The organism is Paraburkholderia hospita, from assembly GCF_002902965.1.
GTDB lineage: Bacteria > Pseudomonadota > Gammaproteobacteria > Burkholderiales > Burkholderiaceae > Paraburkholderia > Paraburkholderia hospita.
In genome coordinates this window covers 1,655,587-1,668,330 of record NZ_CP026105.1, presented here as the reverse complement: position 1 = coordinate 1,668,330, position 12,744 = coordinate 1,655,587, and the positions used below count along the sequence as shown (strand labels likewise).

At 62.2% G+C, this 12,744-nt stretch carries 11 protein-coding genes; 5 read left to right on the top strand and 6 right to left on the bottom strand.

Going from position 1 to position 12,744, the window contains the following annotated elements:
- From pgaA to C2L64_RS07465, 3 genes are all read right to left on the bottom strand, one after another.
- A complete protein-coding gene (gene pgaA / locus C2L64_RS07475) occupies positions 1-2,046 on the bottom strand; it encodes a poly-beta-1,6 N-acetyl-D-glucosamine export porin PgaA (RefSeq protein ID WP_007734121.1) in 2,046 nt (681 codons plus the stop codon).
- Positions 2,047-2,918: 872 nt separating this feature from the next.
- Positions 2,919-4,262 (bottom strand): TldD/PmbA family protein, encoded by a 1,344-nt coding sequence (locus C2L64_RS07470; protein ID WP_090837901.1) that lies wholly within the window; start codon positions 4,260-4,262, stop codon positions 2,919-2,921.
- A complete protein-coding gene (locus C2L64_RS07465; RefSeq protein WP_090837887.1) occupies positions 4,262-5,698 on the bottom strand; it encodes a TldD/PmbA family protein in 1,437 nt (478 codons plus the stop codon). Before C2L64_RS07465 ends, C2L64_RS07470 begins: the two co-directional genes overlap by 1 nt.
- A 455-nt stretch (positions 5,699-6,153) precedes the next feature.
- Here C2L64_RS07465 and C2L64_RS07460 point away from each other — a divergent pair, with 455 nt between their 5' ends.
- On the top strand, positions 6,154-6,603 hold the full coding sequence (locus tag C2L64_RS07460) for a hypothetical protein (protein WP_090837890.1): 450 nt from the start codon (positions 6,154-6,156) through the stop codon (positions 6,601-6,603).
- Between the two features lie 4 nt (positions 6,604-6,607).
- Here C2L64_RS07460 and C2L64_RS07455 read toward each other — a convergent pair whose 3' ends face one another.
- Positions 6,608-7,399: an EAL domain-containing protein gene (locus tag C2L64_RS07455; RefSeq protein ID WP_242681841.1), complete on the bottom strand. Its 792-nt coding sequence runs from the start codon at positions 7,397-7,399 to the stop codon at positions 6,608-6,610.
- 468 nt (positions 7,400-7,867) lie between these two features.
- Here C2L64_RS07455 and C2L64_RS07450 point away from each other — a divergent pair, with 468 nt between their 5' ends.
- Complete coding sequence (locus C2L64_RS07450; RefSeq protein ID WP_007734131.1) at positions 7,868-8,191, top strand: DUF1330 domain-containing protein; 324 nt, start codon at positions 7,868-7,870, stop codon at positions 8,189-8,191.
- Positions 8,192-8,283: 92 nt separating this feature from the next.
- Here C2L64_RS07450 and C2L64_RS07445 read toward each other — a convergent pair whose 3' ends face one another.
- The gene (locus tag C2L64_RS07445) at positions 8,284-8,625 is read right to left on the bottom strand and encodes a DUF4148 domain-containing protein (protein WP_007583651.1); all 342 of its coding nucleotides are present in this window, start codon (positions 8,623-8,625) and stop codon (positions 8,284-8,286) included.
- Between the two features lie 220 nt (positions 8,626-8,845).
- Between C2L64_RS07445 and C2L64_RS07440 the strand changes: the two genes are divergently transcribed.
- Genes C2L64_RS07440 through C2L64_RS07430 form a run of 3 tightly spaced genes read left to right on the top strand, consistent with a single transcriptional unit; the run spans position 8,846 to position 11,094 of the window.
- Complete coding sequence (locus C2L64_RS07440) at positions 8,846-9,916, top strand: catalase family peroxidase (protein ID WP_007734133.1); 1,071 nt, start codon at positions 8,846-8,848, stop codon at positions 9,914-9,916.
- A gap of 12 nt (positions 9,917-9,928) precedes the next feature.
- On the top strand, positions 9,929-10,468 hold the full coding sequence (locus tag C2L64_RS07435) for a cytochrome b (RefSeq protein WP_090837893.1): 540 nt from the start codon (positions 9,929-9,931) through the stop codon (positions 10,466-10,468).
- 50 nt (positions 10,469-10,518) lie between these two features.
- Positions 10,519-11,094 carry a DUF1349 domain-containing protein gene (locus tag C2L64_RS07430; RefSeq protein ID WP_007734142.1) on the top strand — a complete coding sequence of 192 codons (576 nt, stop codon included), beginning with the start codon at positions 10,519-10,521 and terminating at the stop codon, positions 11,092-11,094.
- Positions 11,095-11,155: 61 nt separating this feature from the next.
- On the opposite strand, the gene xylB is transcribed toward C2L64_RS07430, so the two are convergent.
- Entirely contained in the window at positions 11,156-12,622 is a 1,467-nt protein-coding gene (gene xylB / locus C2L64_RS07425; protein ID WP_007734143.1) for a xylulokinase, read from the bottom strand.
- Positions 12,623-12,744 lie beyond the last annotated feature (122 nt).

Sequence of the window (12,744 nt, the reverse complement as noted above, 5' to 3'; positions counted from 1 at the left end):
CTACAGAGGAATGTTCAGGTTCAGGTAGATGAGCTTGCTGGTCTCGCGCGTGTGATCGAGGCGCTGGCTGGAAAGGCCAATGCCATATGCGAGCGATGCGTGCGCGTTGAATTGCCATTGCTGCTCGAGCCGCACTTCCCACAGCATGCTGTTGCCGATATCCGTTTGACGGTAGCCGCCGACCGTCGCGTACGCGCGGTTCGCAAGCGACTGGTCCGCGTTGCGCCATGACGTCCACTGGTACATCGCTGTGAGTTGCGCCGTCATGTCGCGATGCGGTGCGAAGTACGCGGTGTTCGCGAGCGTGTTGCTGCTCGTGTTCAGTTCCACCCACGTCGCGACGAGATGACTCGGCGTGTTGAGGAGACGCTCGTACCACGTGCCGACCCACGCCTGATTCAGGTTCGTGTCGCTATAGCGCGTCGCGCCGTACGTGAGATCGAAGTAGCGGTAATCGTCGACGCTGTAGCGCACGCCACCCGTTGCCGCGCGGCCCGTGACGCCCGCCTGGTACGCTTTCCACGGCAGCGTGTTGACGTTGCTGTCGACACCTGCCGAAAAGCGCCAGCGATCGTCGGGTGCGTAGCTCACGCTGCCTGCGCCTCCCGTTTTCGCCTGACCGCCCGTCGAGCGGTCGACTTCCGCCGCGGCGTCGATGCCATGAAAACGGAAGTCCGCGCCGATGCCGTTACGGATGCGGCTCACGCTGCTGCCGTCGCCCGTGTTCGCGCGGCCGCTGAACTGATGCGCGAACACGCGCCAGTACTCGGCGAGCGGCATCGAGTAGAGCTGCGTGTCGATGCCCCAGTTCTCGTCGGCGAGGACCGAGTTGCCCTTCTGTCCGTTGCCGGCGACGATCAGCTGTGGGCTCTTGTACGCCGCGTAATCCTGCTGGAACGTCTTGACCGTGTTGTTATCGGGGAAGCGGTCGCTGAAGGTCGCGTTGACGTCGGCTGCGCGATCGTACTGACCCAGTTCGAGCGCCGTGCGGCCCAGACCCGCGAGCGTTTCGATGTCGCCGGGGTGATCGACGAGCGTGCCTTCGTAGACCCTCTGCGCCTCGTGCGGACGCTGCTGAACGAGCGACGCATCCGAGCGCGCGCTGATCAGCGCGGGATCGAACGGCGCCTCGTGACGCAGCTCGTCGAGCGCGGCGACGCCTTCGCGCGTGCGGTCCGTGTAGAGCAGGTACTGCGCCTGCAGCTTCTTCACGCGGCCATAGTCTTCGTTCACGTCTTCCGGATGCTCGGAGAGATCCGCGCGAATCGGCGTGCTGGCGGAAATCTGCTTGAGCAGCTGCTGCGCGTTGTCGTAGCGGCCCGAATCGAGGTACGCGAAGAAGAGCCCTTCCTGCACGTCGATGCGCTTCAACGCATGCGGCTCGACGGACGGGACGAGCGGCTCGATGGGCGTCTGCAACGCGCGCTCATAAGCGGGCGCCGCTTTGCGCGGCTGGTCGATGTACGTGTACGCATCGCCGGCTGCCGCGTAGGTGCGCGCGGGCATCGGCTGATTCGAGCGCGACAGGTCTTCATAAAGCGCCGTCGCCTCCTTCATGCGGCCGACACCCTGCAAAGCCGCGACTTTTTCTACGAGCACCGACCGGCGCACGTCCGCGAATTCATCCGATACCGGCATGCGCGCCAGCATGTCGTCGATGTGCGTGAGCGCCGTCTTCGACTGCGCGAGCCGGTCGGGTTCATCGGATGCAAGCGCCTGTTGCCTTCCCCAGTGCACCTCCGTTTCGACGACGAGCGCTTCGATCTGGAACAGGTCGTGATCGGAGAACGCGTCGCGGCTCGCACGCGCTTCCTGGAGCGCAAGCTGCGCGGCGCCCGCGCCCGCTTCCGCAAAGATGCGTTTGCGGAGCTGGTCGCGCTCCGTGTCTACCTTGCCTTCTGCAACATGCCCTGCTGCGACGTTCCCCGTGCTTTCGGACGCAGTGGTCGGCTGCGCGGCGCAGTAGTCGCGCGCAAGCAGCACCAGCAGCAAGGCGGTCGCCTTGACTGCGGCGTGCTTGTGTCGGCTAGAGCGTTTCGTTTTCATGATTCCTCGCTTGTCGGTGCCAACTTCCAGACAAAGCGAGTCCCTGCACCATGCAAATGGCGCATGGAGAGCAACAACGTCGCGTGGCCTGTGAGAGGCGTGGAGTACAGCGTCTTGTTTCGATGGCCAGTTGTTGCGTCGCGCACTGGCCCCGTCCAATTGCGCGGCGAGGCTTATAGCGAAGTCCGTACCAGCACCCCTCTCAACCTTCCTGGTTAAGGGCTCGCTACAAAATCGCGCTTGCAAGCGAACCGTAAAACGTCAAAAACGTTTCATCGTTGAACTCGACAAGCAATACGAATCAATTTTCGGAGTACGGATTGCGTATAGAAACAATCGCATTCATCGGACGCAAAACCATGCCCAGCAAAGAACATGCTTGTGCGTCGCAACAGGTGCCGGCTTTGATTCAAAGCTGAAACGGCATGCACAGTGAACGGAATTCGTCTGAGGCAAGCGATGCGCGAAAGATTGCGCGGCCTCGCGCAGATCGCGTTGGCGATTCCATATGAAATCGATTGAGACGTGCAGAGAGATTCAACACTTCCAGCTGTACGCGCAAGAAAACGCGTCAATCGCGCATGCCGCAAGTGTCGCAACATGCACACAGCAATGTGCGTTAGCGCACATAAGGCTGTCTGCATTCGATGTGCGCCAGCGCACAGAGCCCGTGTTCGAGCGTCGGGTATTGTCTCGCTGCACAATCAAAGACGAAGACAGACGCGGGCCATGAATGGCACCGCATCGAAATGTGATTAGTAATACTACATAACACGATGACGGGGTAATCGATGGATTCTTCATACCGCTCGGGAAGCGGGCGCTGCGCGTGTGCGCAGACGCTGCTTCCCTTCAAGCCGCGACGCGCGGCGTCATAAGGTCAGATCGAAGGAACGTACGAGGAGACCAGGCAGCTTCATGCCGCCCGTCGCGCGTTCGCCCCATGTCCAGTCGTTCAGGAGCAGTTCGGGCTGTGCGCCGATGCGCTCCAGTTCGCTGCCGAGGAGCCGGTACAGGCTGTCGTCGAAGCGCATCGCATCCACAGGCGCAACGATGCGGCCCTGCTCGACCCAGAAGGTCGCGAAGCGCGTCATGCCCGTCATCCGGCAGTTCATCCGATCCGAGAAGTTCACGTACCAGAGATTGCCGATATAGAGACCCGTGTCGAGCGCGCTCAGTACATCGGCTTGCGCGAGATCGCCACCTTGCATCGACAGCGCGGACGGTGTTTCACTCGCCGTCGCGCCATTTGGTGTGAGGCCGTATTCGCGGGCCGTACGCGCGTTGGTCAACTGGGCAACGGCACGCCCTGCTTCGATGAGCGGAACGCTTTGCCTTTGATAGGCGTCGTCGTTGAAGCGCGGTGTGATGTCGAGCGTCAGATCTTCCGTCAGCGTGACGCGGGGATCGAGCGCAACTTCACCGATGTTCAAACGATAGAACTCGTTGCGCGCCGTCGCTTGTGTGCGCGCGGAGAAGGCGCTGAACGAGGCCGCTTCCATCAGCTCGCGCAACGCAGCGGGGGCGAAGTACGTGCGGTAGCGGCCTGGCGCCAGCGCGCGCGGCGCGCGAGAAAGCACGGGCAAACGCGCAGCGGCCTCTTCCACCTTGCCTGCGAATACGGCATCGCTCCAGGTATCGCCGGCATAGTGGCTTCTGATAGCGCGGCCGCTCGCGTCATACAGCGACCAGCTGATATTGAAGTTCTCGACTTCATACCAGCCACGGCTGCCGAGCGACGAAGCAAAGCCGCGCGCCATCGTGCCGCCCGCATAGAAGCCGACGAAGTCGAGTCCGAGTGCGCACTGTGCGACGATGAGCGGCAGGGTATCGGGCGAAGGCAACGTGCCTGCGCGTTGCGTCGTTTCCGACCAGACCGTCGTGTCGAACAGAAGATGCGGATCGTCGGGCGCATCGCGCAGGCCTTCGCGCAATGCCGCCAGCGTTTCGCCGATCGCGTAGGTGTCCGCGCCGATGTCGCCGCATAGCGTGAAGGTCGAATAGGCCTGACGTTGTCCGTCGATCAGTCGCAGCGTGACGCTGGCTTGCGACACGTGGCCCGACTGGCGCACCTTGCCTTCGTTGAAGCGGATGAAGTCGGAGTGCTCGGCGGAAAACGACGTCAGCGCGATTTCATTCGCCGTCAGCCGCTGTTCGATTTCAATCGCAAGCGTCATGAAATGCGTGCGAGAAGCGGATGAATGGTTGTCATGCATCATGCGCCTCCAAATACGTCGACGTTGCTGAACACACATGCGGGCGACGCATGGCCGACGCGAATGATCTGCATCGGCTCTCCCTTGCCGCACATCGACGTGCCATACACGCCGCGCGTCGCTTCATTGCCGACGGCCACGAGGCTGCGCCAGAAGCTCGCAGAGATGCCGCGATAGTTCGGCTGACGCACGACCTGCGTGAGTTGGCCGTTCTCGATCAGCTGGCCGTATTCGCAGCCGAACTGAAACTTGTTGCGATGATCGTCGATCGACCATGACGTGTTGGTCCGCATCAGAATGCCGCTTTCGATGTTCGCGATCATGTCTTCCAGCGTGCTGCTTCCCGGTTCGATGTTGAGATTCGCCATGCGGTCGATGGGCGGCCGGTTCCAGCTCGACGCACGCGAGTTCGCGACACCCGCGAGCCGCGCGCGCTGCTGCGACAGCGCACCGCCGAGCGGCCGCATCAGCACGCCGTCGCGGATCAGGTACTCGCGTTTCGCGCGTGTACCGTCATCGTCGAACGCATAGCTTGCGGCTTCTTCGCGCAGGTCGGGATCGAACGTGACGTTCAGCAACTCGGAGCCGTAGCGATACGAGCCGAAGTGCTCGCGCTTGACGAAGCTCCAGCCCGCGAAGTTGCGCTCGTCGCCGAGAATGCGGTCGAGTTCGAGCGGATGGCCGATCGATTCGTGAATCTGCAACATCATCTGATCGGGCATCAGCAACAGATCGCGCGGACCCGACGGACAGTTCGGTGCGGCCACCAGTTGCAGCGTCTCGTTTGCGATGCGCGCGCCCGCGCCGTCGAAGCCGAAATGCGCGAGCACATCGACGCCGCCTTGCGCGAGCGTGCCGTAGTCGCCGCCGAGCGTGCGAACCTGCGTCACGCCGTCCGCGTGCGCCGTCACGGAAATCTGCGGCAGCATGAAGCGGAAACGCTGATCGATGCGTATGCCATCGCTCGTCAGATACGTCTGCTCGCTGTGCGTGAGCTGCACGGCGGCTGTACGCTCGACAATGCGGCCGTCGATGTTCGCTGCCGCGCATTCGTGCTGCAAACGCTCTAACCATTCGCGCCGGCCCGGCAACGTTTGCGCGACGGCGGGCGATTCATAGGTGCCGCTTTCGACAGGCCGCGCGATCTGCGCATGATCGATCAACGATACGGACGCGCATGCCTTGGCGCGTTGCGTCGCGATATCGAGCGCGGCTTGCAGGCCGCTCTCCGACAGATCAGCCGTGGCGGCATAACCTGCGCCCCTTCCACACCACGCAACCAGCATCGCGCCGCGATCGCTCGCGATGCGCAGTGGTTGCGCGACGTCGTTACGTACGGCGTGATCGTCGGTCCGTTCGTTCACGATACGCACCGACCAGAAGTCCGCTTCGCTGCGCAACGCGCGCGGCAAGCGGCTCAACAAGGATTCGACCATGGGATTGCCTCACGAATGTCATGCGCCCATGCGAGCATCGACGCGCCGGTGAGGCGCATAGGCACGCACGCGAATGCCATATCGTACGCGATGCGCAATACTCGAGCGGCTCACGTGCTGCGCCGTCTTGTCTTCATCCTCTTCTCGCGCTGTGTCCCGGCGCACATTCATCCCGTTCGATTGTCTGCCACTGCACATTCATCGGCGCCGCCGCATGCAAGCAAAAGCCTGTTTTTCGCGTGCTGCGCGTACATTTCATAGGCTTTCCTCATTGGAAACCTCGCGCAAAATGATGCATTTCTGAACGCGACGAGCGACGTGTGCATGCGAGATTCGCTTGAATGGTCGTACGGGCACGATGTTCTTTGACAAACATCAAGTCACTCAAGAAGGTACTGACCCGTGCCGTTATCACGGACAAGCCGCTCCTCTTACAACGAACAGAGCCTCTGCCCATGCAAATCCAGAACGATCTTTCAGGCAGCACCGCAATCTCCAGCACACGTACGGCGGATACCTCGACGGACACATCGGCTACATCCGCGACGAGTGGCGCAAAACCGGCCTCGACCTCTGCCGCCACGTCCGGCGCACAGGGTGCGCAAGGCGCGTCGTCCGGAGGATCGACGGGCGGCGACAGCATTCAGGAAGCGGCTATCAAGCAACTCAAGGTGCTGATCGAGTCGTTGCAGCAGAAGCTGTCGGCAGTGCAACAGCAGATGGCCCGCGCACAACAGCAGGCGAATACGGATAGCACGGGGGCAGGCGCTGCGATGGTTGCTTCATTGAGTGCGCAGGCGATGTCGATTTCAGCGGCGCTGCAAACCGCCACGGCCGAGCTTGCTCAACTGATTCTTTCTTCATCGGGCAAGTCGACGGGCGGCATCGTCAATACACAGGCGTGAAGCGCTACAGCGCGACGTATCGCTCCTGAAGGGGAACGTCGGCGTACTCGAAGGTCGGGCGCGCGTAGAAAAACCCCTGCGCGAGCACCTTGGGCCATTGCGCGAGCCAGCGCGCGAGCGCCCTCGTTTCGACGCCCTCCACCACCACCGCGACATTCAGCCTTTCGAGCATCGACAGTACGCCCGATGCGACGGCTGACGCGCGCGGACAGTCCGGCACGCCATCGAGCATTTCGCGCGCGACCTTAACCGTATCGACATCGATCGTGCTCAGAAGCGCGAGCGACGAATAGCCGGTGCCGAAGTCGTCGATTGCGAGACGCATGCCTGCTTCGCGCAACGGCTTCGTCAGAGGCGGCGCAGCCAGCAAGCGAGTCGCGTCTTCCGTTTCGACGAGTTCGAGTTCGAGCAGATCGGGTTCGACGCCATGCAGACGCGCGATCTGCATCACAGTGGCCGGAAAGTGCTCGTCGGCGACGACGCGCGGCGGCACATTGACAGCGATCGGACACACCCGTTGCCCCTGGCGCTGCGCGTGAGCCAGCGCCCGGCATGCGCCGTCGATCACGTGATAGGTCAGTTGCAACGCGACGAGGGGATGATCGAGCGCGACGAGAAAGGCATCGGGCAACAGCATGCCGTAGTCCGGATGCATCCAGCGGATCAGCGCTTCGACGCGCGCGAGCTTGCCTGTCTGCACATCGTAGATGCCCTGAAACGCGAGCCGGAATTCACCGGCGAGAAGACCTTCGCTCACGCGTTGTTCGAGTTGGTTCATCAGGCGCGGCGTGTGCATCGTATTGTTCGTGCGCGTCGTCGCACGGGCATCATCATCCTCGCGATCGGCAGCGGTAGCGTGGCGAGCATCCATCGTATGGGAGGACCGTATTTATTGATGTGTGGATGGGATTGGCTTTTCCCCATTCGATGCACGTTTCATACCATGGGTTCGCTGTTTCCTGGCAACCACGCTGAAACCCGCATGGCGCCTCATTCTACGGACGATCGCACGGATTCGCGGTCTGGAAAGAAAGCGTAACAACGTTTCGTGCGCGAAACATGTGCGCTGCGCGTGCGTGGAACGCGGCGCGCGGCCCGACTCGCATTGCAGCGGGATGCTCCGCGCTTACCCGCGCAAAATACCGACTGTCAAAAGTGCTTCATGTGCGAATCGCTTTTGCGCGCGGCATTACCTCAGAGGTAATCGATTCGCCTTGCGACGGCCGATATGCTGGCGTCATTCGTCAACGACCGGGAGAGCAGCATGTCAACGTTTGCCGTCGCGCATCTGCATGAAGTGAAGATGGGTGTGGAGATCGTCGAGTACCTGAAGCGTATCGATGCGACGCTTGCGCCTTATTGCGGCCATTTCGTGCTGCATGGTGGCCGTTGCGAACGGCTCGAAGGCAACTGGCGCGGCGACCTGGTCGCCATTGAGTTTCCGAATCGAGACCTCGCGCGCGCATGGTACCGATCTGCCGCCTATCAGGCGATTCTGCCGCTGCGCACGGACAATTCGATCGGCGATGTGATTCTGATCGACGCGGTGCCGGCCTCGCACGTCGCGACGGATGTGTTGTGCGGATAAGCGCACATACATAAGCGTACAGGGGTAAGCGGGGTGCGCTTCACTGCGTGGAATCGCCACGTGAAAACGCCACCCCTCACCCGGCATGGCGATCAACTGCCGAAGTACACCGAGCAATAGCTGACGGGACCGACGCATGTCGACATGCCTGTGTTCGCGCCCGTGACGGGCATCCGCGATCCCGCGGCGTGCGTGCCCGCCATGCCGGCGCCTTCGCTTTCCTGCGCAACCTTCTGGTGAGCGACCTGTTGCTGATAGATGGGGGCGACTTCGGGATACGACGTGTCGGTCACGAACTGCGAGCCGTTCTGCTCGGCCTGGATCAGTTCCTGACGGACTTCTGCGCGCGTCTTCTCCTGCGCAAATGCGTTCGATGCGAATGCCGTCGAAGCGAGTGCAGCGATCGAAACAGTCAACAGTGCAAGCTTTTTCATTTCCAGCTCCTTCAGTGTAGAGGTGACGTCGATGCGTCACAGGATGTGTGGCGCTTCACTGTGATGAACAAAGCGATGTCGACATCTATTCCCAACTTTTTTTGCTTTCTCACATCGGCCGTTTGCAGATAAAAATTCTCGCGTGAGACGGGAATAAACACCGCTCCTCTGTGTTGGCGGCCTAAGCACGTCACCATCAGAAACGAAAGGAGCATTCGTGATGAATTCAAAGTCCCGAGCGTCGACGGCCCGCTGCATGCCATGCCGATTCGCCGCGATCGGCGCAGCGGTATTCGCGCTCGCTGGCACTTTCGCGTATGCGGCCGGCTGGCTCACGCCTTCACGCCTCACGACGTATCGCATCATCAACCAGTTCCAGGCGAACAGCGGCCCACACCCGGGCTATCGCCGCAATCACGCGAAAGGGCTTTGCGTAGAGGGCTATTTCGACAGCAACGGCAATGCAGCGTCGATTTCGCGCGCGCAGGTTTTCACGCAGGGCCGCACGCCCGTCATCGGCCGCTTTGCGATTCCCGGTGGTAATCCATCAGCGCCCGATGCCAGCGTGCCGGTTCGCAGCTTCGCACTGCTCTTCACACAACGCGACGGCGAGCAATGGCGCACGGCCATGAATTCAACGCCCGTGTTCGCGGTGCATACACCCGAGCAGTTCTATCAGCAACTCGTCGCCGCACAGCCGGATTCGAAGACGGGCAAGCCCGATCCCGCGAAGCTGAAGGCGTTTTATGCGACGCACCCCGAAACGCAGCCGTTTCAGCAATGGGTGAAGACGTATCCGGCATCGTCCGGTCTTGGGAATGCCGCGTACTACAGCATCAACGCGTTCCGCTTTACCGACGCGAGTGGACAGGAGCACGCGGTGCGCTGGTCCGTGGAGCCGGAAGCGTCATATGCGCCTGTCGATCCGGAAGAGAAGAACGATCCCGGCTTTCTGTCACAGCAGTTCGACGAACAACTGAAGCACGGCAACGTGCGCTGGCATCTGATCGTGACGCTTGCGAACGCCGGCGATTCCACCAGCGACGCGACGCTGCAATGGCCCGCCGACCGGCAGCGCATCGACGCGGGCACCGTTGTTATCGAACGTAGCGCGCCGCAAGCGGATGGCGTGTGCCGCGACGTGAACTTCGATCCGACTGTACTGCCGGATGGCATCGCGCCTTCGGACGACCCACTGCTCGCGGCGCGTTCGGCGGCCTACGCCGTGTCGTATCAGCGGCGCACACGGGAAGAAGCGCTGCATCACGCGCCCGCCACTTCGCAACCCTGAACGGAACGCATCATGACGAACACCTCTCGCCATTTCTCTCCGCTCGCGCGCCTGTTGCACTGGACCATGGCAGTGCTGATTCTCGCGATGCTATTCGTCGGCGTCGCAATGGTCGCGACCGTCTCGCACGCACATGCAACGCTTATCGCATTGCATCGGCCGCTTGGCGTTGCGTTGCTCGTGCTCGCCTTGATTCGCGTCGTAGTGCGATTGAAGAACGGCAGCCCCGCACTGCCCGACGATATGCCCGCATTGCAGCGCTTCGCAGCCAAGGCATCGCATCTCGTGCTGTATGGGCTATTCATCGCGATGCCGTTGATCGGTTGGGCAATGCTCTCGGCGGGCGGCTATCCCGTCGTGTTGTTCGGCGCCTGGCATCTGCCCGCAATCGTGCCGCAAGACGTGGATCTGTTCGCGTTGTTGCGCGCGTTGCATACGTCGCTCGCATTCGCGCTGTTCGCGACTGTGCTCGCGCATATCGCGGCAGCCCTCTTTCATCGACTCATTCGTCGCGACGGCGTATTCTCCAGCATGGCTCGCGGCGGACGTTAGACCTTCCGTGCGTCGCGCCGGCCGCATCTGCGACACAAAGGAGGCATTGCGTGTTCGAACAATGCGATTGGTTCAATGAGCCGTCGACCTGGTCGCGCGACGGCGATACGCTCAACGTGACGACCGATCCGAAAACCGACTTTTGGCGCAACACGCATTACGGCTTCACGCGCGATTCGGGTCACTGCTTCGGAGTCCGCACGCAAGGCGATTTCACCGCACAGGTGCGCGTGCGCGGACAGTTTCATGCGCTATACGATCAGGCGGGATTGATGGTGCGCGTCGACGAGTCGACATGGCTGAAGGCGGGTGTCGAATTCACCGATGACGTATTGATGATGAGCAGCGTATTGACGGTCGGTCAGTCGGACTGGGCCATCGGTGCGCCCATTGCGGCGACGGACGGCTTCTGGATGCGTGCAACCGTCGCGCGAGGCGTGTTGCGCGTGCAATATTCAATCGACGGAACAACGTGGCCTCTGCTGCGGCTTGCGCCCTTTCCTTTGGCAGCACACTACTTCGTTGGCCCCGTGTGCTGTACACCCGAACGCGGTGGATTGAATGTCGAGTTCTCCAGCTTCACCGTAGCCGAGCCGTTGCAGAAGGATCTGCACGATCTGAGTTGAGCCTCATGTTCGCGCGGCGAGCCGTACCGTACGCCTCGCCGCACGCAGCGTTGTGCGCGGATCAAGCCTGTTCCGCGAAACCCGCCTTGAGCGCCTGATAAATGCTGCGATAACGCGCAAGCCTGTGCGCAAGCAACGGCGCCTGTGCACGATCGGGCTCGCAGGACTCGAGCGTCGGGGGGGCAAGGCAGACTTCGCTGATCGATTCGCCCGTCACCGCGAGCCGTGCAAGGCGAGCCGCGCCGAGTGCCGCGCCCACGTCGCTGCCTTCGTGACGATGCATCGTGATGCCCGTTGCCGTCGCGCACAGATTGGCCCAGAACGGGCTGCGCGAGCCGCCGCCGATGAACGACGCGCTCTGCAACGTCGTACCTGCGCTTTGCAGCGCTGCGTAGCCATCGGCCATCGCGAACGCAACGCCTTCCATCACGCTGTATGCGAGATCGCCCGTCGTGTGCGCGCCCGTCAAACCCCAGAACACGCCGCGCGCGTTCGCATCGTTATGCGGCGTGCGCTCGCCGCTCAGATAGGGCAGAAAGATCGGCGCAGCCGCGGGATCGGCCGTGCTCGCGAGCTCGGGCAAACTGCCGACTTCGCGGTTCACGACTTTCGACAGCCACCCAAGGCTCGATGCCGCCGACAGAATCACACTCATCTGATGCCAGCGGTCCGGCAAGCAATGACAGAACGCATGCACGCCTTGCGCCGGATTCGGCGCGAAGCGATCGGTGCCAGCGAACAGCACGCCCGATGTGCCGAGCGACAGAAACGCGCTGCCCGCTTCCGCCACGCCCATGCCGATCGCGCTTGCCGCGTTGTCGCCAGCGCCGCCGCATAGCACGACGGGACCGGCAATGCCCCAGTCGCGCCGCAATGCCTCGCTCAACTGCGCAGCGCTCGCGCTGCCTTCGACGAGGCGCGGCATGTGCGCACGCGTCAATCCCGTCGCCGCGAGCATGCGGTCGGACCAGTCGCGCTTCGCGACATCGAGCCATAGCGTGCCCGAAGCGTCCGACATGTCGGACACGAAATCGCCCGTGAGCCGCCACGCGAGATAGTCTTTCGGCAAGAGCACTTTGGACGCGGCACGAAATATATCGGGTTCGTGCTTTGCGAGCCAAAGCAGCTTGGGCGCGGTGAAACCGGGCATCGCGAGATTGCCTGTGATCTCGCGCGATTCGGGCACGAGCGCTTCCAGTTCCGCGCATTCGGCGAACGCGCGCGTGTCGTTCCAGAGTATCGCGGGCCTGAGTACTTCGCCTTTCGCGTCGAGCAGCGTCGCGCCGTGCATCTGTCCCGAGAGCCCGATGCCCCGCAGCGCCGCGAATGCGCCGGGATTCTCGCCACGCACGGCGGCAACGGCATCGAGCGTGGCCTGCCACCACGCATGGGGATTCTGCTCCGACCAGTGCGGATGCGGCTGTGCTACATCCAGACGCACGCCGCTTGTCGCGAGCGTCTGGGACGCGTCATCGGTCAGAATTACTTTTACCTCGGAGGTGCCGAGGTCGATTCCAAGGAAAGTCACTGCACGTTCTCACTATTTGGCATGAGTGGACGCCGCATGCTGAAACATCGACGACGCGCCAGCGCGGCTACGTGTTCACCGAGCAAAAGCTGGAGCCGCAGGCGCGGAGCGCGCGAGCGCGA